18 protein-coding genes and 1 pseudogene are annotated in these 20,792 nt (G+C 59.2%); 18 read left to right on the top strand and 1 reads right to left on the bottom strand.

The genetic code is table 11. The features are described from left to right. Positions 1–20 precede the first annotated feature (20 nt). Complete coding sequence (gene rpsT / locus RBT76_06225) at positions 21–275, bottom strand: 30S ribosomal protein S20 (protein MDX9857365.1); 255 nt, start codon at positions 273–275, stop codon at positions 21–23. Positions 276–347: 72 nt separating this feature from the next. Here rpsT and murJ point away from each other — a divergent pair, with 72 nt between their 5' ends. The 18 genes and pseudogenes from murJ to RBT76_06135 all read left to right on the top strand — a co-directional run bounded on the left by murJ (position 348) and on the right by RBT76_06135 (position 20,480). Beyond that, the gene (gene murJ, locus RBT76_06220; GenBank protein ID MDX9857364.1) at positions 348–1,916 is read left to right on the top strand and encodes a murein biosynthesis integral membrane protein MurJ; all 1,569 of its coding nucleotides are present in this window, start codon (positions 348–350) and stop codon (positions 1,914–1,916) included. 3 nt (positions 1,917–1,919) lie between these two features. Next, a complete protein-coding gene (locus tag RBT76_06215; GenBank protein ID MDX9857363.1) occupies positions 1,920–4,235 on the top strand; it encodes a ComEC/Rec2 family competence protein in 2,316 nt (771 codons plus the stop codon). Positions 4,236–4,321: 86 nt separating this feature from the next. Further along, complete coding sequence (locus RBT76_06210; GenBank protein ID MDX9857362.1) at positions 4,322–5,524, top strand: DUF4388 domain-containing protein; 1,203 nt, start codon at positions 4,322–4,324, stop codon at positions 5,522–5,524. Positions 5,525–5,526: 2 nt separating this feature from the next. After that, complete coding sequence (locus RBT76_06205) at positions 5,527–5,889, top strand: hypothetical protein (GenBank protein MDX9857361.1); 363 nt, start codon at positions 5,527–5,529, stop codon at positions 5,887–5,889. Between the two features lie 107 nt (positions 5,890–5,996). Then, positions 5,997–6,863 carry a hypothetical protein gene (locus tag RBT76_06200; GenBank protein ID MDX9857360.1) on the top strand — a complete coding sequence of 289 codons (867 nt, stop codon included), beginning with the start codon at positions 5,997–5,999 and terminating at the stop codon, positions 6,861–6,863. Between the two features lies 1 nt (position 6,864). After that, positions 6,865–7,863, top strand: coding sequence for a hypothetical protein (locus tag RBT76_06195; GenBank protein MDX9857359.1), 999 nt, complete (start codon positions 6,865–6,867; stop codon positions 7,861–7,863). After that, complete coding sequence (locus RBT76_06190) at positions 7,844–8,185, top strand: roadblock/LC7 domain-containing protein (GenBank protein MDX9857358.1); 342 nt, start codon at positions 7,844–7,846, stop codon at positions 8,183–8,185. Before RBT76_06195 ends, RBT76_06190 begins: the two co-directional genes overlap by 20 nt. A 28-nt stretch (positions 8,186–8,213) precedes the next feature. Continuing rightward, positions 8,214–8,792: pseudogene (locus RBT76_06185) on the top strand (GTPase domain-containing protein). Between the two features lie 428 nt (positions 8,793–9,220). Continuing rightward, positions 9,221–9,706 carry a roadblock/LC7 domain-containing protein gene (locus RBT76_06180; GenBank protein MDX9857357.1) on the top strand — a complete coding sequence of 162 codons (486 nt, stop codon included), beginning with the start codon at positions 9,221–9,223 and terminating at the stop codon, positions 9,704–9,706. 77 nt (positions 9,707–9,783) lie between these two features. Next, entirely contained in the window at positions 9,784–11,478 is a 1,695-nt protein-coding gene (pilB, locus tag RBT76_06175) for a type IV-A pilus assembly ATPase PilB (GenBank protein MDX9857356.1), read from the top strand. A gap of 160 nt (positions 11,479–11,638) precedes the next feature. Further along, a complete protein-coding gene (locus RBT76_06170) occupies positions 11,639–12,715 on the top strand; it encodes a type IV pilus twitching motility protein PilT (protein MDX9857355.1) in 1,077 nt (358 codons plus the stop codon). Positions 12,716–12,742: 27 nt separating this feature from the next. After that, a complete protein-coding gene (locus tag RBT76_06165; protein MDX9857354.1) occupies positions 12,743–13,939 on the top strand; it encodes a type II secretion system F family protein in 1,197 nt (398 codons plus the stop codon). An 80-nt stretch (positions 13,940–14,019) separates the two neighbouring features. After that, positions 14,020–15,735 carry an ATP-binding protein gene (locus RBT76_06160; protein MDX9857353.1) on the top strand — a complete coding sequence of 572 codons (1,716 nt, stop codon included), beginning with the start codon at positions 14,020–14,022 and terminating at the stop codon, positions 15,733–15,735. A 74-nt stretch (positions 15,736–15,809) separates the two neighbouring features. Then, positions 15,810–17,582, top strand: coding sequence for a peptidylprolyl isomerase (locus tag RBT76_06155; GenBank protein ID MDX9857352.1), 1,773 nt, complete (start codon positions 15,810–15,812; stop codon positions 17,580–17,582). A gap of 3 nt (positions 17,583–17,585) precedes the next feature. Further along, a complete protein-coding gene (locus RBT76_06150) occupies positions 17,586–18,221 on the top strand; it encodes a hypothetical protein (protein ID MDX9857351.1) in 636 nt (211 codons plus the stop codon). 85 nt (positions 18,222–18,306) lie between these two features. After that, on the top strand, positions 18,307–18,513 hold the full coding sequence (locus RBT76_06145) for a cold shock domain-containing protein (protein ID MDX9857350.1): 207 nt from the start codon (positions 18,307–18,309) through the stop codon (positions 18,511–18,513). Between the two features lie 146 nt (positions 18,514–18,659). Continuing rightward, positions 18,660–19,688 (top strand): GntG family PLP-dependent aldolase, encoded by a 1,029-nt coding sequence (locus tag RBT76_06140; GenBank protein ID MDX9857349.1) that lies wholly within the window; start codon positions 18,660–18,662, stop codon positions 19,686–19,688. A 9-nt stretch (positions 19,689–19,697) separates the two neighbouring features. Then, the gene (locus RBT76_06135) at positions 19,698–20,480 is read left to right on the top strand and encodes an MBL fold metallo-hydrolase (GenBank protein ID MDX9857348.1); all 783 of its coding nucleotides are present in this window, start codon (positions 19,698–19,700) and stop codon (positions 20,478–20,480) included. Positions 20,481–20,792: the final 312 nt, after the last annotated feature.

Raw genomic sequence — 20,792 nt, 5'->3', positions numbered from 1 at the left:
AAAGCAGGCCGATGAAACGGTTAACTGAGCTTATTGACGTGCTGGGCCAGTCGAGACTTGGTCCGGTCGACGTTTTTCGGATGCAGCAGACGGCGCGAGGCCGCTTTGTCGAGCACAGCGACCGCCTCACGAAGCTTCTTGAGCGCTTCGCCCTTGTTCGACTCCGTGCGGACCTCTTTGATTACGTTGCGCAGGTGCGACCGATAGGCGCGATTTCTGATGCGCCCTTTCTCTGCGGTACGCATCCGCTTGAGACAAGACTTATGATTCGGCAAGGCGAGTCCTTTCCTCAGTCAGGTAAATTTTAGCCTTGTAATATACACGGCGGCACGACTTTGTCAACGACCATGGAAAAGAAAAGTTCACTCCTCAAGTCCGTCGGCGTGGTCTCGGCGGCCACCGCCGTATCCCGGGTCTTAGGCCTTGTCCGAGAACAGGTTATGGCCTATTTCTTTGGCGCCTCGATGGCCACCGACGCCTTCGTCACCGCCTTTAGAATCCCCAATCTGCTGCGCGATTTGTTTGCCGAAGGCGCGCTGTCCTCCGCCTTTGTCCCCGTCTTCAAAGATAAACTGGTTCGGCAGGACCCCGAATCCGCCTTCTCCCTGGCGAGAATTATCCTGACCCTCGTTCTCGTATTCGTCGGCCTGGTCGTACTCATCGGAATCGTCGCCGCGCCCGCCATCATCTACGTCTCGGCCCATGGATTCACCGAAGATCAGGCGAAATTCGGACTGACGGTCGATCTGACCCGACTCATGTTTGTCTACCTGCTGCTGGTGTCCCTCTCAGCCGTTATCATGGGCATGCTGAATTCGTTCGGGCGATTCGGCATCCCGGCTCTCTCGCCGGCCCTTTTCAACATTGGTATCATCGCCTGTGTGCTCGGCCTTCATTCCTTTTTCGAAGTCCCGGTGTATTCTATGGCCATCGGTGTAGTGGTCGGGGGGATAGGGCAGGTCGTTATCCAGCTGCCATTGCTGCGGAAGATCGGGTTTCGGTTCCGGCCTCATTTTTCTTTGCTCGACGATGGCGTGCGCCGCGTCCTGCGACTGTTTACGCCCATGGTGGTCGGGTTGTCGGCCGGTCGGGTCAACATCCTCGTGAGCACCCTGCTTGCATCACTATTGGCGGAGGGCGCCATCTCCTATTTGAACTACTCCTTCCGGCTGATGCACTTTCCGCTCGGCGTGTTTGCGGTGGCGCTTGGTACGGTCGCCCTCCCACGAGCCTCCGAGGACGCCTCGCAGGGAGATATGGCTCGCCTCACCCGGACCTTCATCCAGGCAATCAATCTCAACTTTCTCGTCATCATGCCGTCGGCCGCGTTCCTCGCTTTCTGGGGATACGACATAGTGGAGATTGTCTACCAGTACGGCCACTTCAGCGCGGCTGATACCGAGAATACCGCCCGCGCCCTGCTGCATTACACCTATGGACTTGTCGGCCTCGCGGCCGTCCGCGTCACCGTGCCGTTTTTCTACTCGCTCGGCGACTCGCGACTGCCGACCAGGATCTCCATCACGGCCGTCCTCATAAACATCGCGCTTTACCCACCGCTTGTCTGGGGACTCAATCTCGGATTTGCCGGACTGGCCGCCGCAACTTCTCTTGCGGGATTGGTGAATTTCGCGTTACTTGTCTACTATCTGCCGAGCAAGGGACTGGACTTCAAGCGACGATACCTGTTGCTTGACGCCGTCCGGATCGGCGTGGCCGCAACATTGTCGGTGTATATCTCCCGCCTCTGGCCGTTCTCGGTGGGCGCGCACTTGCCGGGAGTCTGGGGGAGGGCGGCTGATATCGCTGTCGGAATCGCGGCAGGCGGCGCCCTGTTCGTACTGTTCTGCCTGCTGCTCCGGGTGCGCGAGTTGTTCGTACTCAGAGACAGAATCCTCGCGCGCTTCAGGCGCTAGGAGATGAGCCGTAAATATCCTGCGCTCTGGCTGCTGGCGGCAGTCACGAGCGGTATCGTCATTGCCGATCTCTCTAACCTGCCCGCGTGGCTGTGGCTTCTTGCCGCTATGGCTGCCACCGTCGTCGGCGCCATCCGAGCCTGCACCCGGTACGGCGTGGCCGCCCTGCTCGCCTCTCTCGCCCTCCTCTCAGCATTTCAGTACGCCCAGAATTTCCACCAGCCCGGCGCGCGCCAGCTCGGAGGGCTTGTCTCCGTCAGCCGGGTCTACCGCGTCTACGCCCAGGTCGCGGATTGGCCCAAAATCCGCACCGATCGAACCGACATCACCCTCGACGTCGATTCACTTACCGCCGACCGCCGGTACGTTGTCGACGGAAGATTGCTGCTCACCGTGACCACCCGGACCACCGCGCTCCAGCGCGGCGACCGCGTTGCCTTCACCGCGCGCATCTATCCGGTCGAGACGTACTCGCCGTCGCCGCACAGCCGCTATGACAGATACCTTCGCCTGCAGGGCATCGCCGGCAGAACCTACCTGCCGACCCTGCTGTCAGTCCACGTAGACCGCCGGTCGCCGCTCGGCTATGTGCCGGTCATCGATGCCGTGCGAACCTACATCGTTTCGGTGCTGGAACAAGACCTGACGCCCGAAGCCGCCGCCCTGGCAAAAGGCTACCTGCTGGGGGAGACCAGGGACATCCCGACCGACATCTACGAAATGTTTCGAGACTCCGGCACCCTGCACCTGCTGGCCGTCTCAGGCTCCAATGTTGCCCTGGTCCTCGCCGTTTGTCACCTGCTCATGCGCCCGTTGTCCCTGTCGCGTGGACGGAGAAACGCGGCCATGCTGATGGTCCTGGCCGCCTATGCGGGACTCTGCTACTTCGAGCCCTCCGTCATCCGCGCTTCGCTCATGGCCGCTCTGCTCATCATTGCCCGAACCGTACGACGCAACGCGAATCTCAACCAGGTTATCGCCCTCGCCGCCTCCTGTATCCTGCTCGTGGACCCGGCCCAATTCTTCGATATCGGTTTCCAGTTGTCCTTCGCCACCGCCTGGGGCCTGGTCTTCATCGTACCCCGCCTGATCGATCTGTTTGCCGCACACCGAAGCCACTGGTGGTACCGCTGGGCCGTATTCCCGCTTATCGTCGCGCTCGTCGCTCAACTGGTCTCCACCCCTCTGATTGTGTACTACTTCCACGCTATCCCGCTGTTGTCCGTCCCCGCCAACCTGATCGTAATACCTCTCGTCTCGCTGGGAGTGATGGGAGTCGTCGTAGTGCCGCTGGTACATCTAATCCTGCCTATTCTCGGCCAGTTCGCCGGCTCGCTCGTTGACCCGCTTTTAAGACTTGTCGTCGTTCTCCTGCACTGGATGCGCGGTCCCGGCCTGCCGGTCTTCCATATGGAACGTCTGGCCGACTCACCCTGGACTCTGCCCGCCGTCATCGCCGCCTATACACTTCTGGTCATGGCGACCGTCGGTCTGACCAGCCGCCGAATCCGGCGCACGCTTGTGTTCGTCGTTCTCTCCATTGCGCTTTTGCTCGTCGGCCTGTCCGCCCTAGATGCCCGCGATACACAGACCACCCTGTCGGTCGAACCCGTCCCCGGAGGAACAGCCGTACTCATCCGTGATCGATCGGGCATCGGTGATCTGATTATCACCTCGGCAATCGATCGTTCGTATCCTCTCGACCAGCGGGTATTCCAGCCGATGCTCTTACGCCGCGACGTAAACCGGCTCCGAAGCATGGTTGTGCTGGATGCGCCGTTTGGCGCCGTCGATGACCTACTGCGCCTGGCGACCGCGAACCACGTCCAACGCGTGCTCATACATCGATCGCTGCGCTCCTCATTCGCCGATGTCGTCGCCGCCGACTCCGCCTTCGGAGACCTCCGAATCGACGAGTTCTCCGGTCCGCTGCCGAATCTCACTGCACCGGGACTGGCGGCCGGCGACGATGGCATCCTGGTGCAGCTCCCCGGTCTCTCGGTCCTGATCGTCGATCGACTGCCCGATAACCTGCCGGAAGCATCCGGGTCGAAGACCACGGCGCTGGTGATCGGGACAACGTGGACCCCGGCTCCCGACGATTGGGTCCGCCTCCGCTTGCGCGGATTTGACCTGATCGCTGCCCGGTCGGTTCGGGTGGGCGGACGGGAACGTACGCAAAGTTCGGACCCGGACTACGAGGAAATTCCACCGGACTACGTCTGCGACCTCAAGAGGTTGGGGACAATTGAGTTGCACGCCAACCCCCCGGACCCCGCCGACCGCCCCCCGTCAGGCCGCTTCAACCTTTCAGATTAAGAAAAACGCCCACGCTCCCGATAACTGTAGAGAACTGCCGAAAGACTCGGCGGACCGACGGAATTGGGCGCTAACAGGATACTAAAATGAGTCTGTCTGGAAACCTGAAGACGGTATCGTTTCCCGATATTCTGCAGCTGCTTGCCACCGGCAAAAAAACCGGCATCCTTGAGTGCAAGACCAGCACACGGCAGAAGGAAGTCGCATTTCGTGACGGCAATATCATCTTTGCCTCCTCGGTGAACTCCACCGAGGACCTGCTGGGAAACATGCTGCTCAAACGCGGCAAAATCTCCAAAGGCGACCTCGAACGCGCCATCACGCTGCATAAGCAGACGGGACGCCAGCTGGGGACCACACTCGTTGACATGAACCTCTTCAGCAAGGAAGAGGTCGGCGAGTGCCTCAAACTGCAGATCGAGGAAATCGTCTATAACCTGTTCTCGTGGCGTGAGGGAGACTTCATCTTCCACGAAAACACCACACCCAAAAACGCCCCCTTCCTGATCGAACTCAACACCATGAACGTGATCATGGAAGGCACCCGCCGCATCGACGAGTGGATGGAAATCCAGAAGGTCCTGCCGCCCGACGATGTCGTGCTGCGCATCAATACCAATCCGAAAACCAAGCGCGACGAACTGACCATCTCCATGGAAGAATTCCGGCTGCTCTCGCTGATCAACGGCGAACGCACCGTCCCCGATCTCATCGACCTGTCTCCCGTCGGTGAATTCGTCACCTGCCGCGCCATCTACCGACTCATCGTTCAGGGATTGATCGAGTCCGCCGGGAAGCGCGAAGGCAAGACCGAACAGAAAGAAGATGAGGAAGAGGTCGTCCTCGCGCTGATCTTCCGTCTCTACAATCATTGCTTCTACCGCGTCCGCACGCTGGTCGAAGATATCGTCGGCCCCGATAACACCCGATTCCCGTCCTTCTCGTCGCAGTATCGAACGGGTATCCTGACGTTTTTCCCGGGTGTCGATCCGGAGTCCGACCTCATGCCGTCGCTGGACCGGTTCCTTTCCGCCGTCCGCGCCATCCCGCCGTCGCTTCGCTTCCACACCCTGATGTCGTCGCTGGAACGCATGCTGTCCGAACAACTGGTGTACGTATACCAGCTCCTGGGACACGGCGTCTTCCGCGAGACCATCAATGCGGTGAAAAAGGAAATCGCAGAACCCTTGGCAACAAGGCGCGAACTGGTCAAACGGTACGGCGTGGACGAAAACTTCTACGGCATTCTGAAGCGCGCCGATAAAACGGTCAAACTGGTTAGAGGATAAACATGAAGCGAATTCTGTCCCTTAGCGCGCTGATCGGCCTGATTGCCTCCGGCCGAGCCGATGCAGCCAATCTCGCGGTTATCGCCAACCCGCCGACACTGCTCAGCGGAGCCGTGTTTCTTGTTGCCATCGGATGCCTCGTTTTGTGCATTCAGGTACTGGGTACCGTCCGCGGCGGGCTCCTGAGCAAAAGCTGGCAGATTTTCCTGATCGGCTTCGGCCTGTTGGCCCTCAGCCAGATCCTCTGGCTGCTGCAGACCATTGAAGTGGTCCACCTGCCCTCCTTTGTCGTGCCCGCCCTGCTCACCGCAATGGGCGGAACGTTTCTCTATGGGCTGATGGTGACCAAACGAACCCTGAGCTGAACTTGTTTTCAGTTGACATAAGTTGATGTCAATTTTATAATTACCTGTTGTGAAAGTTGCCCGGATCATAAGATCCTGGCCCAAAAGGGATTACATTACTACCGTCAATGACCGTCACCGCCGACATAGATGAACGGATTGCGAAGTGCCGTCGGATCCTCGATCAGGATCCCAACTCGCAGATCTTCGCCGCACTCGCCGAGGCCCATCGGAAGAAAGGCGAACTCGATAAGGCCTTCCGTATCTGCCAGACCGGTCTGCGTATCCATCCGTCCTACGGGTCCGCGCATATCGTCATGGCCAAAGTGAACCTCGATCGAGGCATGTACGACTGGGCCGAAGTCGAAGTCAACAAGGCGATCGAGATCGACGGCAACAGCCGCGCAACCGAGCTGCTGCTGGCGGAAATCCATATTTACAAGGGCGAATTCGGCAAGGCTATCCGGCTGCTCAAAAACCTCCACCAGTCCGACCCGAGCAATCCCCAGATCAAAAAACTACTGGAGATTGCCCAGCGGATTCCGGAAGAACAAAAAGCCATGGTAAAACCGGAGACGGAGCCTGTTGCCCAGACTGAGCCGCCCGTTGCCGAAAGTCCCGCCGAACCCGACGAACCGCTCAGCGCCGCCGGAGTCCTCACCGAGGCCGTGAGATTGGAGCACCTCGACGGCGCTATGCTCGTCGACAACGAGGGTCTGGTCGTGCAGTCCGAATGGTCCGTGCCGTTTGACGCCTCCGCCTGCGGAGCTGCGATGGCCGAAGTGTGCAATTTCCTGACCCAGGAACTGGCGCGCACGCCGTTCGGCAAGACTGAAGCGATGTTGATCGAAAGCCGCCTCGCCATCTTCAAGGTCGTACGCGTCGATCACGGCATGTTCATCTTTGTCGCCGATAAAAAGATCAATCTGGGCAGTCTGAGAATGAAGGTGTCGGCCCTGATCGATCGATACCTCAGGAGTGAGTCAGGAAGTTAACATGGACTTTACCGGACGAATCGCCCGTCGCCTTGTGTTCTTCGCGGTGGCCGCGCTCGTGGTCCCGGTCGCCGTGTTCCCCGAGCAGCTCGGCATGCAGCTGGCCCGGTTTACAATGGCGTCCCTTTTCTACGAACTGGTCTACTACGCCTTCGTCAGTTACCTGTTTCAGCGGGAAGGCTCGCTGCTGCAACTGGCCCAGGCCGCCGGACTCTGTCTGGTCTTCCGGCTGACCCTCGGCTCCCTGTTTGGACTGATTATTGCCGCGCTCTACGGTATGCAGATATCCATCTCGCTCGCCCTCGGCCTTTCGAGCTACCTCCCCGTGGTTCTGCTCCAGGCGGGCGCGACCCCGTTCATCCTCAAACCGGTGATAGAGCGGTTTACCCGGGCAACCGCGCGTCGACGGGTCGTTATCAACCCGCTGACATCCGAGCCGTCGCCCGCCTACGACCACAAAGCGGCGGTTCCGACCGCCGACGACTACGCGGCGCCGTCCTACGAGTCGCCTGCGTCCCGCGAATCGTATCAGAACGCGGACGCGGCCGCCGAGCGAATGACATTTAACCCCGCGCCCCTGACCTCCGATAGCAACGGTTTCGAACGGGCCGTCAGATATATCGGCGAACACGGCTCCGTGCATCTCGCTGCGGTGGTCGATCACGAAGGTCTGCTGATGGCCAGTTTCCGCCGGGGCGAGATGGAGCCCGAAGACTGGGCGCCCCTGGCCCTGCTCTTCTACGAATCAAATCGCCGCGTCCTGGCCCGCAACGGCCTGTCCGATCCCGACCGCGTCGATCTCCGTCTGACCGACAAGCGGGTCGTGACCGCACGGCAGAACAGTTACTCCCTGATGGTCGTAGCCGATCGTCAAAGCGACGATGTGCTCAACATCCGCATCTCTCAGGGGCTTGACATTATATCCAAATATCTAACGGAACGACGCGCGTCCATGCAGGATGGCAACGCGGAGAGGATACATGTATCAGGTATTAAATGAACTGAACAAGACCGCCGGCGTCACGGGATCGATGGTGGTCGGTAACGACGGTATCGTTATCGCCGCTGACCTCGACGCCCGGTTCGAAGGCGACACGATCGGCGCCCTCGCCGCGTCGATTACCGCAAACATCCAGAAATCGCTGGACCGGCTGCAGACCTCGCCGCTGACCCAGGTCACTATCGAAGCCGAGAGCGGTAAGCTGTTTTTTACCGACGCCGGCATCGGCATTCTGGTTGTTACCACCGAAAAAGACGTAAACATCGGGCTGATTCGTCTGGAGATCAAAAACGCCATCCGGCAGTTGAAGATGGCCGGCTGAACCGAGCGCCTCAACATCGGGAAGAACGATGGTATCTATTAATTACTCGGCCCGCGAGGTCTGCTGCAAAATCGTCTATTACGGACCCGGTCTGTCCGGAAAGACGACTAACCTGCAATACGTGCATTCAAAAGTGCCGCAGAACACCCGGGGCAAACTAATATCGCTGGCTACCGAAGCGGATCGGACGCTCTACTTCGACTTTTTGCCTCTCAATATAGGCACGATCAACGGGCTCACGGCGAAATTCCAGCTGTACACCGTGCCCGGTCAGGTCTATTACAACGCCACCCGCAAACTCGTGTTGCGCGGCGTGGACGGTGTCGTGTTCGTCGCCGATAGCCAGCGCGATAAAATGGACGATAACCTGGAGTCGTTGTCGAATCTCGAGGACAACCTCGCCGAATACGGCTACGACATCAATACCCTGCCGATCGTGATCCAGTACAATAAGCGGGACCTGCCCGGAGTACTGACGGTCGACGAACTGAACGCCCGACTCAATCCGAGGGGATACCCGACCTTCGAAGCGTCCGCAACCATCGGCAACGGCGTGTTTGATACTCTGAAACTGATTATCAAACTCGTGCTCGATAAGGCCAAGCGCTCCAGTGCGCCGAAACCGCGCCCCACGCCGGTCGTCGCCGCGCCGCCGCCGGCCGAGCCGACTCCCTACCCGACCGCCTCTGCGCCGCCGGAACCGGTGCCGACTCCCGGCACACCCGCCCCCGCTGCGGAACGGGTCGTTGCGCCCGCCGCCGAGGCGCCCGTCACGGCGCCGCCGAAGCCGACTCCTGCGGCCCCCGCCCCGGCTTTCCGACCGTACCCGGGTTCGCATAGTCAGAAGATTCAGACGGTTGCGCAGGCACGACCGGACTCGGCATCCGCCGCCCCGACAGCCGTTGCGCCGCCGCAAATCCGTACTCACGAGACCCCGCCTCAGATGGCTCCGTCGACCCGATCGCGGGATGACGTGAAAAAGCGAGGGTTCTTCAAACGCCTGTTTGGCATTAAATAGTCATCGAGGAGGTCGAGATGTCCGATGACAGTCTGATCCTGTACGAGGAAGAGATCCAGAAGATAGATGCTCTGCTGTCGAAGCTGATCAAAGGCGCCGAGGCGAAATGCGCACTCCTGGTCGACAAGGACGGCCACCTGATCACCCGGCAGGGGTTCACCCATTCTCTGGATACCACCGCGCTCGGCGCGCTGCTGGCCGGTTCGTTCGCATCCACCAAGGAAATCGCCAAATTGGTGGGTGAGCCGGAATTCTCGGTCCTGTTCCATCAGGGGAAAAAGGACCACATCCACATGAATATCGTCGGCGAACGCTCGATTCTGGTGGTCATCTTCGACGATCGCACCACCATTGGGATGGTCCGGCTGTATAGCAAGGAAACCGCCCTGGAACTGGCCAGGATCTTCGATGAAGTAAAAGTTAAATCTCAGGATGACACCGGTATAAGCAGCGACTTCTCCGATGTCGCACAGGACCGCCTTGACGACATCTTCCAGGACTAGTCGCCACGGCCGTCCGCTGGTTGTGACATCGCCGCAGGGGGGAGGCGCAGTAGGGATGCGTCGCGGGTAGAGCTTCTATGTCTGTCGAATTAAGTTCCATACTCGTCCAGGCCGGTAAACTGACCCAGGAGCAGGCCGACCAGGCCCTCGCCCAGTCGCGGAAATCGAACGAAAAGTTCGAGTCCATTCTCGTCAAAATGGGCGTGGTCGCCTCCGAAGATGAGGTCGGCAACTTCATCGGCAAACAGCTCAAAATCGGTACCCTCCGACTCACCGATATCGAACTCAACCCCGACATCGTCAAGCTCATCCCGCTCGACATCGCTCGCAAATTCAAGGTCATCGCCATCTCGAAACTGAATAAGATGCTCCTGGTGGCGATCAGCGACCCGAACAATATCTACGTCCTCGACGCCATCAAGTTCATCACCGGGTGCACCGTCCAGCCCGTTATCTCGCCCGAAGAAGCAATTTCCAAAGCGATCGATAACTATTACTCCGACGGCGGCGACCTGTCCGAACTCGTCAAAGGACTCGATGCCGATGCCGACCTCGAAGTGATCGAACAGGAAGACGGTCCGTCCGAGTCCGACCTCCTCTCGGCCGTGCAGGACAAACCGCTCGTCAAACTGGTCGACTCGATCATTACCGACGCGATCCGCATGGGCGCCTCGGATATTCACTTCGAAATGTACGAAAAGAAAATCCGCGTGCGGTACCGCATCGACGGCGACCTGCAGGAAATGGCCCCGCTGCCGTTCAAGTATCGCGCCGCGATCGTCTCTCGTATCAAGATCATGGCCGACCTCGACATCTCCGAGCGCCGACTGCCGCAGGACGGACGCATCAAGATCAAAACCGCCGGCCGTCAGGTTGACCTGCGCGTCTCCTGCCTCCCGACTATCTTCGGCGAAAAAGTCGTGATGCGAATTCTCGACCCGGAAGCCCTCAAGCTCGACATGACCAAGCTCGGCTTCCGCGAGGCCGACCTGACAAGATTCAACGAGAAGATCAACTCACCCTTCGGTATCATCCTCGTCACCGGACCGACCGGCTCCGGTAAAACGACCACCCTGTACTCGGCGCTCCAGCGACTCAATACCATCGACGTCAACATCATGACCGCCGAAGACCCGGTGGAGTTCAACTTCGAAGGTATCAACCAGGTCGCCGTGCGCGCGGAAATCGGACTCACCTTCGCCGCCGCCCTGCGCTCGTTCTTGCGTCAGGACCCCGACATCATCATGGTTGGTGAGATCCGCGACTCCGAAACCGCCGAAATCGCCATCAAGGCGGCACTCACCGGTCACCTCGTCTTCTCGACCCTGCACACCAACGACGCACCGTCGTCGGTCACCCGTCTGATTGATATGGGAACGCCCTACTATCTGGTCGCGTCCGCCACCAAGCTGATCCTCGCCCAGCGTATGGCGCGCAAGATCTGCCCCAACTGCAAAGAAGAGATCAACCTCACACCGCAACAGGTCGAATCGCTGCGCGTCCCCCAGGAACTGCTGCGCAACCTCCGCGCCTTCCGCGGACGCGGCTGCAAATCCTGCAACAACACCGGCAAGTCCGGCCGTACCGGCCTCTACGAATGCATGCCCATTACCGACCGCATCGAGCGCGCCATCCTCGACCAGAAAGCCGATACCGATATCCGCGATATCGCCGTCGAAGAAGGCATGTTCACCCTCCGGATGGCTGCCGTCGAGAAAATGAAACAGGGCCTCGTCTCTCTCGAAGAGGTTTTTGCCGTTACCACCGGCTGATCCCCGCGCCTTTTCGCCCGCCTTACCAATCCCCTGTAAGGCAACCGGTTAGTTCCTCAATTTCGCCCGCTTTCAGTCAAGATTCAGCCCCGCCGTCCGATATATACAATAACACCAAAACCAACAACTCCGGGTTCACTTGCGATAGTGGGAGCACGGCATGATCAATCTGCGCGAATTGCTTGAGCAAATGGTCAAAATGGGCGCCTCCGATCTTCATTTGACGGTCGGTTCTCCGCCCGTCGTTCGGGTCGACGGCAGGCTGCAGCGCCTCCAGCACGATATGCTGACCAGCGAGATGACCAAGAAACTGGCGTACTCCATGCTCAATGAAAAACAGAAAACCAAATTCGAGCAGAACAACGAACTCGACTTCTCCTTCGGGATCGAGTCGATGAGCCGTTTCCGCGCCAACATGTTCATGCAGCGCGGTAACATCGCCGTCGCCCTGCGTCAGATTCCGTACAAGATTCGCACCTTTGAAGAACTCGGCCTGCCCAAGGTCATGCAGGAGTTCTCCAATCTGCCGCGCGGCCTCGTGCTCGTCACCGGTCCAACCGGCTCCGGTAAATCGACCACACTCGCCGCGATCATCGATAAGGTCAACCGGGAACGCCCCGTGCATATCATCACCGTCGAAGACCCGATCGAGTACCTCCATCGCCACCAGATGTCGCTGGTCAACCAGCGTGAGGTGTACTCGGATACCAACTCCTTCTCCGCGGCTCTGAAGTACGCGCTGCGCGAGGACCCCGATGTCGTGCTCATCGGCGAGATGCGCGACCTCGAAACCATCGAGGCCGCCCTGTCCATCTCCGAAACCGGACACCTCGCCTTCGCGACCCTCCATACCAACTCCTGCGCGGAAACGATCAACCGTATCGTTGACGTCTTCCCGACCAACCAGCAGGAGCAGATCCGTGTCGCGCTGTCGTTCACGCTTCAGGCCGTCGTCTCACAGACACTCATTCCCAAAATCGGCGGCGGCCGCGTGATGGCCATGGAGATCATGATCGCTACCCCCGCTATCCGGGCCATCATCCGTGACGACAAAATTCACCAGTTGTATTCGATGATCCAATCGGGACAGAAGTACGGTATGAAAACCATGAACCAGTCGCTGGCGGAGCTGTATCTGACCGGCAAAATCACCATAAACGACGCGATGGGCTACAGCCACAATCAGCAGGAACTCAGTGAAATGCTGTCGCGCCATAAATCACCGGCGTACTCGTAAGTCGATCGTCTGGAAAGGAAGGCGCACATGCCGGATTTTGATTATAAGGGCAAAACGCTGGCCGGCGCTCCCGTCCAGGGGACGCTCAAAGCGAACACGAGGGAAGATGTCGAGCGGGTGCTCCGCCAGAACCGCATCATCGTCCAGTCGATAAACAAAAAAGCGGCCAACATCGAGATCAAGTTTGGCACCGGTATCAAGAAAGTCGAGATCTCCCGCTTCACCCGCCAGTTCGCAACCATGATCGGCGCGGGACTGCCGATGGTGCAGTGTCTCGATATTCTGGCCTCCCAAACCGAAAACAAGGAACTGGGCAAGGTCATCGCGCAGATTAAAGACGGTGTCCAGGGCGGCGCCACGCTGTCCGACGCCATGTCCCGCCACCCGAAAATCTTCGACCAGCTCTACGTCAACATGGTCGAAGCCGGTGAAGTGGGCGGCGCGCTCGACGCCATCCTCGTGCGACTCGCCATCTACCGCGAAAAGGCCGACCAGCTCGTCCGAAAAGTCAAAGGCGCCATGGTCTACCCGTCGGTCATCGTCGTCGTCGCCACCGGCGTCACCATCGCCATGCTCACCTTCATCGTGCCGGTGTTCGCCAAAATGTTCGCCGGTGTCGGATCCGAACTTCCGGCCCCGACCCAGGTCGTGCTCGGCATCTCCAATTTCCTGAAAGCGAATCTGCTGTACATGGTCGTCGGTCTTGTCGTCGGCGTGGTCGGATTCATCTACTGGAAAAAAACGCCCGCCGGTGCCCTGCTCTTCGACAAGCTCCTGCTCAAGACGCCGATCTTCGGCACCCTCGTGAAAAAGTCCTCCGTCGCGCGCTTCACCCGGACCCTGTCGACCCTGCTGTCGTCCGGCGTGTCCATCCTCGAGGCGCTCGAGATCACGGCCAAGACCTCCGGTAACAAGGTCGTCGCGAACGCGATCAATAAATCGATGCTCGCGATTGCCGAAGGCGACACCATCACCGGCCCGTTGAAAGGGACCGGCGTATTTCCGCCTATGGTTACCCAGATGATCGGCGTGGGTGAAAAAACCGGCGGGTTGGATGATATGCTCAACAAGATCGCCGATTTCTACGACGAAGAGGTCGACGAGGCGGTCACCGCCCTCACCTCCATCATCGAACCCGTTATCATCGTTTTCATGGGTGTGATCATCGGCGGTATTCTGATCGCTATGTACCTGCCGATGTTCGATATCATCGGGAAGATCTGACACGAACCGGAGCCGCCGCGCGGCTACCGTAAACAGCAAATGAACGGAACGGCACCCGCAAGGGTGCCGTTTGTCTGACCATGAAAGAACGCACTGATCCCTCGACCGCCCGACTGGCGTGGTTTGTGCCGCTGCGCCTGGCCCTCTACGTCATCCTTTTTCTCATCGTGGTCCTCTGGATGGGCTACCCGGGCTACCTGCGCGTTCCGTTCGTCGTGTACTCGGCGCTCACCCTGCTGCTGACGCTCAGCCTGTTCTTTGAGCCGCGCGTCCGGTTGCGCGCCGCCTCCGGTATGGTGGTGACGCTGCAGTTCCTCTCCGAAATCTCCATCGAAGCCGCCATCATTCTCGCCACCGGAAACGTCAACTCGCACTTCTCCGTGCTGTTTGTGCTGACCATCGTGTCCGCCGCCCTCGTCTACCGACTGGTCGGCACTTTCCTGATCGCCTCGGTGGTCTCCGTCTCCTACTGCTACATCATCTGGGTGGGCCTGTACGATTCCGGCGCCGCCGGCGCCACGACTCGCGTCCTCGAAACCATCTTCGTCGTCCGGGATTCCGTCTTCTACGCGATCTTCCTGCATATCCTCATCTTCTACCTGGTCGCGTTTATGTCGGGATACCTGGCCGACCGCTTCCGTGCCGAGAAGCAGGCCCTCGCCGACACCTCCAGCGAACTCCGGCGTGCCCGGCTGGAAACCGACGACATCCTGCGAAACCTCAACTCCGGGCTGCTGACCATCGACGCGCAGGGGTATGTGATATACTTCAATCAGGCGGCCGAGAAGATCCTCGGTTACCACGAGGAAGACGTGAAAGGAATCCTCTGCGACGAGGTCTTCGCCGAACGAATGCCCGAACTGGCCGATAGCCTTCGCGATGCGTTGCGCTCGCTGAAGGACCAGCCCCGCAAGGAAATCACCATCACCGGCACGACCGGGCAGAGCGTGCCGCTTGGCCTGTCGACGTCCGTACTAATCGAAGAGAACGGCAGCCCGCGCGGTGTTATCGCCATCTTTACCGATCTCACCGAAGCAAAAGTGCTCGAGGCCAAAGTCCGGGCGGCCGACCGCCTGGCCGCCGTCGGTGAATTGTCGGCCTCGATCGCCCACGAAATCCGCAACCCGCTCGCCGCCATCTCCGGCTCCGTCGAAGTGCTGCAGCACGAACTGCAGTTGAAGGGGCCCAACGACCAGCTCATGCAGCTCATCGTCAAGGAGTCGCACCGGCTCAGTAAGATTCTGACCGACTTCCTGTCCTATGCCCGCATCGGCCGTCCCTCATACCACAAAGTCGACCTCTATCGGGTCATCTATGAAGTTATCGAACTGGTACGACACCACGATTCCTATCGCCCCGAAATGGATATCGCCGTGCAGGGCGACGAGCCCGTCGTATACGTGGTCGGCGACGCCGACGTGTTCAAACAGCTGCTCCTGAATCTCGCCATCAATGCGATCGACGCATTTGACGGCGGCGAGGGCCGCCTTGTCTTTCGCTTTGTCCCGGCTCCGTCGGACGGCATTATATCTCTCTCCATAGAGGATGACGGACCGGGCATGCCCCCGGCCGTACGTGAACGGATATTCGAACCGTTCTACTCAACCAAAAAGCAGGGGACAGGTCTCGGGCTGTCTATCGTGCACCGCATCTGCTCCATGCAGAAACTCGACTTCAACGTGGAATCCAGACCGGGTGCGGGAACCGTTTTCACCATCAACTTCCGCCGTTTCGCGACTCCGGCTTCGCCGCCCGTACATACTCCCGACCACCTCTCGGCCATGGTGCGCTCCTGACAATTGGCCTTTTGCCTTGCTTTTCGCTCTCCGTTGTATAACTTACATCCCTGTTTCAGCAACTGGAGATCGATATGCGCGTAGTTCTTTCTTTGTCCGTTGTCTTGCTTGCACTTGTATCTCTTCTGACCGGCTGTGGGGCGCAGGCTCCGGTATTGTCCGACGAAAACAAAGACCAGTTTAACCGCCCGCTCATTCGAGGAACCGGACTCGCCATCACCGGCAGCCACATCTTCGACCGCCTGCAGTTCAGTGAGTTTGGCAAACCCGGCGGAGTGCTGCCCGAAGCCGACTTGCGCCGGTTTATCGATACGCTGCTGCTGGACACGCTGACCGGTCTCGAAGCGAAGTACGTCGATCTCCGGGATCATTACATCGACTACTGGTCCTTCCGTCTGCGATACCAGGACTTTGGGGTCCGCGCCTTTTTTGATGAAACGATAGGCTTCAAGGTGACTGCCGACTCCGCCGAAGCGGTCGCCTACTATGAAGCGCACAAGGATCAGTTCTCTTACAAAGAGCAGGTCGAACTCTACCACATTCTTATCGCACCGGCCGTGCTTGCACGGGGGCCGGACTCGACCATGTATGGCCCGCTCGACTCCGCTGCACTCGACGCCGTCGCTCGCGACTACGCCTTTGCGCTCTACGATTCCATCAACGCGGGCGCCGTATTCGAGCGAATTGCCCGAGACCACTCTCACGACCAGTTGTCTGTTCTCAGCGGCGGATATATTGGCTGGACTCCCCGCCAACGCTATATCGACCCCTTTGACTCCGTGGCGTTTCGTCTCGAGAAAGGTGAGATGGCCCCGCCGTATTGCGATCGCGACGGTTGGCATATCGTCATGATCTCCGATCGCGTTGACGAAGGACCGGCGCCGATCACGGATCAGAAAGTGTTTGATGCCGCGCGCGAATTCGTGCGCGCCGAAAAAATCGACGCGCGCAGTCAGCAGGTCATCGACAGTCTCATGAGCGGCGTCCAGTACGTCTTTCACGATCCCCTGCTCGATTCGAACTCCTCGCAGATTGACGACACCGTGTGGGCCGCTATCGTTGACGGCCGCGACACGATCGACTTCCGCTACCTCAAAAATTACGAGACCGAATACATCCTGAAATACGGTCAGGGTACCCTGACGCCCGTCATCAAGCGAAGCCTCCTGTATCAGATCGGCCGCCGCTTCGTCATCATGCGGGCGCTTGCTGAAACCGGGCTCGACCAGCGCGATTACATACAGTTGGAACGACAGCGCCTTGAACACATCGCTTCCAAGTCGGTACTTGAAGCGTCGCGCTTCGATCCGTCCTGGCGACCCGACGACAGCACCGTGCGCGCCTACTTCGACGAGCACATCGATGAATTCCAGACCGACCGGCCGCTGACCGTCGCCGTCATTTATGCCGGCGATTCGCTGCTGGCTGTCTACCTGCGCGACCTCGCCAACTCCGGCTACGACCTCCAGGACCTCGTCGACAATTATGTCCCGCGCGAACAGGGGATGACCGCACGCCTGGAGCCCGCCGCCGAGGTCGGCCCGAACGACCTTCCCAAGCAACTGTACGATATGGCTGTGGCCACACGAGTCGGCTCCACCTCCGAAATCGCTCGCATCGACGACACCACCTTTGCCATGGCCAGGCTGCTGAATCGCAGACAGTCACAGTCGTTTGATCAGGCCCGGGGCTCCATCATCTCCCGACTCACCCTCCAGTACCGACAGGCTCGGGTCGAACAAAAGCTGGCCGCCCTGAAGGCGAAATACAACATCGAGATCGAATCCTCGCTGCCCCAGGTGCGGCTTCGCCCGTACGCCCTGCGGACCATGCCTCACACCGAGTAGCATATGCCTGATGTAATGCGGCGGCAGGAAGCCGCCCAGATCAGTTTCACCCACGAACTCTGGCGAAAGGGCACCCACATGGGCGCCCTCGCCATCCCCGTCTTTTATTACGTTTCCGGCTTCGACAAGTACCAGATGTCGATGATCATGGTCCCGGCCTTCGTGGCCATGATCCTGCTCGATATCGCCCGCCTCCGCAATTGGGTCTTCTGGCGCAGCTTCGCCGGCCGATTCATTTCGCCCCTCATTCGTGCCCACGAACACGCCGGCGACTTCACCGGCGCATTCTATATCCTCGGCTCCATGTGTGTAAGTATTGCTTTATTCTCCAAGCCGATTGCCATTGCCGCACTGGCCTTTACCATCGTCGGCGACACCTTCGCCGCCCTCATCGGCCGCAAATACGGACGGCACCGCTTTAACGGAAAGTCCGTCGAAGGTTCCCTCGGCTGTCTGGTCGGCACGTCGCTCGTCGCCCTCGCCATGTCTCAATTCGGACTGCCCCTCATGACAGGACTTGTCGGCGCACTGGCCGCTACGATCGCCGAGGCCGTCTCGTTCAAAATTGACGACAACGTCTCCGTTCCGCTGGTTTCCGGTCTGATTATGTCGATTTTCGGTGCCATTTTCCACTTCTGACGATTTTCCCTTGTGAATCCGTGTATAAAAGATGTAAATTATATACGAGGGAGATCGATCAACTCCTCGCTTGCAAGGAGGTCCTATGTGCAAAGGCACCGTCAAGTATTTCAATGAGCATCGAGGATGGGGTATTATCGGATCGCTCGAATCCGAACAGGACGTCTATGTCCATCACACTGCCATTAAAATGGAAGGATTCCGGACCCTCAAAGAGGGTCAAATGGTGAAGTATGACGTGGTCCTAACGTCCGACGGTCCTCGTGCCCATAACGTGACCGTTGCCAATTAGGACACTCTCCAAAACTGCACGAAAGGCCGTCCTGATGGACGGCCTTTCTTTTTTTCGCTCTCCGTCCCGCCGGGAAATCCGTTGCCAACCCCGAGACCGGCCGTTTTCTTGTCCTGAAAACGAACCCAACACCCCGGAACAGAGCCATGGAATACATTGACCTGCGCTCCGATACCGTCACCAGGCCGACCCCCGACATGCGCCGGGCAATCTTCGAGGCCGAGGTGGGTGACGACGTTCTTGGCGATGACCCCACCGTCAAAGACCTTGAGCGCTACGTCGCCGACCTCTTTGAACGCGAGGCCTCACTGTATGTCCCGTCCGGTACGATGGCCAACCAGATCTGCCTGAAAGCCAACTCCCGCCCCGGATGGGAACTGCTGTGCGACCGCGAATGCCACGTCGTCAACTACGAATGCGCCGGACCCGTCGTCCACTCCGGCCTCCTGGTCAACCTTCTGACTACCGACCGGGGGATGCTGACTGCCCAGATGGTCAGGGACAACGTACGCCCCGTCTCGCTCCATTCGCCCGAGACGAAAATGGTCGCCCTCGAAAACACCCACAACCGCCACGGCGGAACCATTCTTCCCCAGGACGAAATCCTGCGCGTCCGCGACGTGTGCGACGAGTTTGGACTCATACTGCATCTCGACGGCGCCCGGATATGGAATACCCACGTCGCCACCGGCATCTCGCTGGCCGATCTCACCCGCCCCTTCGACTCGATTTCCTGCTGCCTCTCCAAGGGACTCGGCGCCCCCGTCGGATCGATGATCGTCGGGTCGGCCGAGTTTATCGGGCGCTGTCTCCGTGAACGCAAGTTGTTCGGAGGCGGCATGCGCCAGGTCGGTTTGATCGCCGCCGCCGGACTCTACGCCGTCAAACACAACATCCCGCGCCTTGCCGAGGATCACGCTAACGCAAAATACCTCGCCGCCGAACTGAACGCGCTCGAGTCGCTTGATATCGACATGAGCCGCGTGGAGACCAACATCGTCGTCCTCCGCCTGAAGATGGACATGAACTCCACCCAGCTTGCCGAGAAGTTCAAGTCCGTCGGCGTTTTGGCGCTGCCGTTCGGCCCGAAGAAGATGCGCCTCGTGACCCACCTCGATGTTTCCCGGGACCAGTGCCGGTCGGCCGTTGAGAGGATCCGATCGATTTTGAACTGAACGAACGCCATGAGCGCACATACCCTCACCATCCTCGGCTGCGCCGCCAACCGACAGGTCACCGGCGATGACTACAACGTCACGTCGGGCTATCTTCTGAAAACGGGGGAGAGGCTCGCGCTGTTCGACTGCGGCGGCGGCGTAACCGGCGCGTTTCTTCGCTACGGATTCGACTTCACCAAAGTCAGCGACATCTTCATCAGTCACACCCACCCCGACCATGTCTCCGACCTGCCGCTTTTCACTCAGTCGATCTACCTGACCAAACGAACCAACCGCCTCAACCTGTTCCTCCCGATCGATTTCGTCCAGCCGTTCGAGCAGTACATGCGCGCCCTGTACATGTATCGCGAGGTCTTTCCCTTCGACTTTACCGTCACCGGCTACCGCGAAGGGTTCGTGTACTCCGCCGGCGACTTTTCCGTCCGCGCGATCGGCAACTCACACCTCAGTCGCTACCGGGAACGCCTGGCGAAGATCGGCGAATCCAGCGAATTGCTCAGCCATTCCTTCTCCATTACGGTGGGGGAGACCCGGCTTTTCTACTCGGCTGATCTCGACACGTTTGCCGAGATCCGCTCGTATCTCACCGGCTGTACATACGTGCTTATCGATTCGACTCACGTCGATACCGACGAAGTCCTCGCCTTCGTCAAAGACGCCGATCTCGGAGCCCTGATCTTCACCCATCTCGGCGACGACAACGAGATCGCCCGACTGCGCGAAAAAATCGCCCGCTCCGGCCTCGACCGCGTCCTCATCGCCGAACCCGGCCTGACGTTGGAACTGTAATCGCTCGCAGTGGTGTCAGGCAACCCGGCCTGACGTTGGAACTGTAATCGCTCGCAGTGGTGTCAGGCGACCCCGCCTGACGTTGGATCTGTAATCGAATGCACGTGGTTAGTTTGTTGCGTCACATGCTAGATCGCCGCAGGTGATCGACATGTGACGCGGCTTCTATCATGTGCGCCGTGCTTGTAGGGCGGGTCCGTCTTCGATGTACGGTATCATGAGATAGGTAACATGTTCTGTCAGGACATTGGTTACACTTTTGGTGTATCCTGGGTTGAGGAGGAGCCAGGATATGCCGTGGAAGCGAACCAG

It is taken from the genome of Candidatus Zixiibacteriota bacterium (genome assembly GCA_034003725.1).
Lineage (GTDB): Bacteria > Zixibacteria > MSB-5A5 > GN15 > FEB-12 > WJMS01.
Note: the sequence above shows the minus strand (reverse complement) of the source record. Positions and strands in the feature narration are given on the sequence as shown.

Excerpts from the sequence above, each read along its gene's own strand:
- murJ (MDX9857364.1), top strand. The coding sequence starts at position 348 with ATGGAAAAGAAAAGTTCACTCCTCAAGTCCGTCGGCGTGGTCTCGGCG.
- RBT76_06215 (MDX9857363.1), top strand. The coding sequence starts at position 1,920 with ATGAGCCGTAAATATCCTGCGCTCTGGCTGCTGGCGGCAGTCACGAGC.
- RBT76_06210 (MDX9857362.1), top strand. The coding sequence starts at position 4,322 with ATGAGTCTGTCTGGAAACCTGAAGACGGTATCGTTTCCCGATATTCTG.
- RBT76_06205 (MDX9857361.1), top strand. The coding sequence starts at position 5,527 with ATGAAGCGAATTCTGTCCCTTAGCGCGCTGATCGGCCTGATTGCCTCC.
- RBT76_06200 (MDX9857360.1), top strand. The coding sequence starts at position 5,997 with ATGACCGTCACCGCCGACATAGATGAACGGATTGCGAAGTGCCGTCGG.
- RBT76_06195 (MDX9857359.1), top strand. The coding sequence starts at position 6,865 with ATGGACTTTACCGGACGAATCGCCCGTCGCCTTGTGTTCTTCGCGGTG.
- RBT76_06190 (MDX9857358.1), top strand. The coding sequence starts at position 7,844 with ATGTATCAGGTATTAAATGAACTGAACAAGACCGCCGGCGTCACGGGA.
- RBT76_06180 (MDX9857357.1), top strand. The coding sequence starts at position 9,221 with ATGTCCGATGACAGTCTGATCCTGTACGAGGAAGAGATCCAGAAGATA.
- pilB (MDX9857356.1), top strand. The coding sequence starts at position 9,784 with ATGTCTGTCGAATTAAGTTCCATACTCGTCCAGGCCGGTAAACTGACC.
- RBT76_06170 (MDX9857355.1), top strand. The coding sequence starts at position 11,639 with ATGATCAATCTGCGCGAATTGCTTGAGCAAATGGTCAAAATGGGCGCC.
- RBT76_06165 (MDX9857354.1), top strand. The coding sequence starts at position 12,743 with ATGCCGGATTTTGATTATAAGGGCAAAACGCTGGCCGGCGCTCCCGTC.
- RBT76_06160 (MDX9857353.1), top strand. The coding sequence starts at position 14,020 with ATGAAAGAACGCACTGATCCCTCGACCGCCCGACTGGCGTGGTTTGTG.
- RBT76_06155 (MDX9857352.1), top strand. The coding sequence starts at position 15,810 with ATGCGCGTAGTTCTTTCTTTGTCCGTTGTCTTGCTTGCACTTGTATCT.
- RBT76_06150 (MDX9857351.1), top strand. The coding sequence starts at position 17,586 with ATGCCTGATGTAATGCGGCGGCAGGAAGCCGCCCAGATCAGTTTCACC.
- RBT76_06145 (MDX9857350.1), top strand. The coding sequence starts at position 18,307 with ATGTGCAAAGGCACCGTCAAGTATTTCAATGAGCATCGAGGATGGGGT.
- RBT76_06140 (MDX9857349.1), top strand. The coding sequence starts at position 18,660 with ATGGAATACATTGACCTGCGCTCCGATACCGTCACCAGGCCGACCCCC.
- RBT76_06135 (MDX9857348.1), top strand. The coding sequence starts at position 19,698 with ATGAGCGCACATACCCTCACCATCCTCGGCTGCGCCGCCAACCGACAG.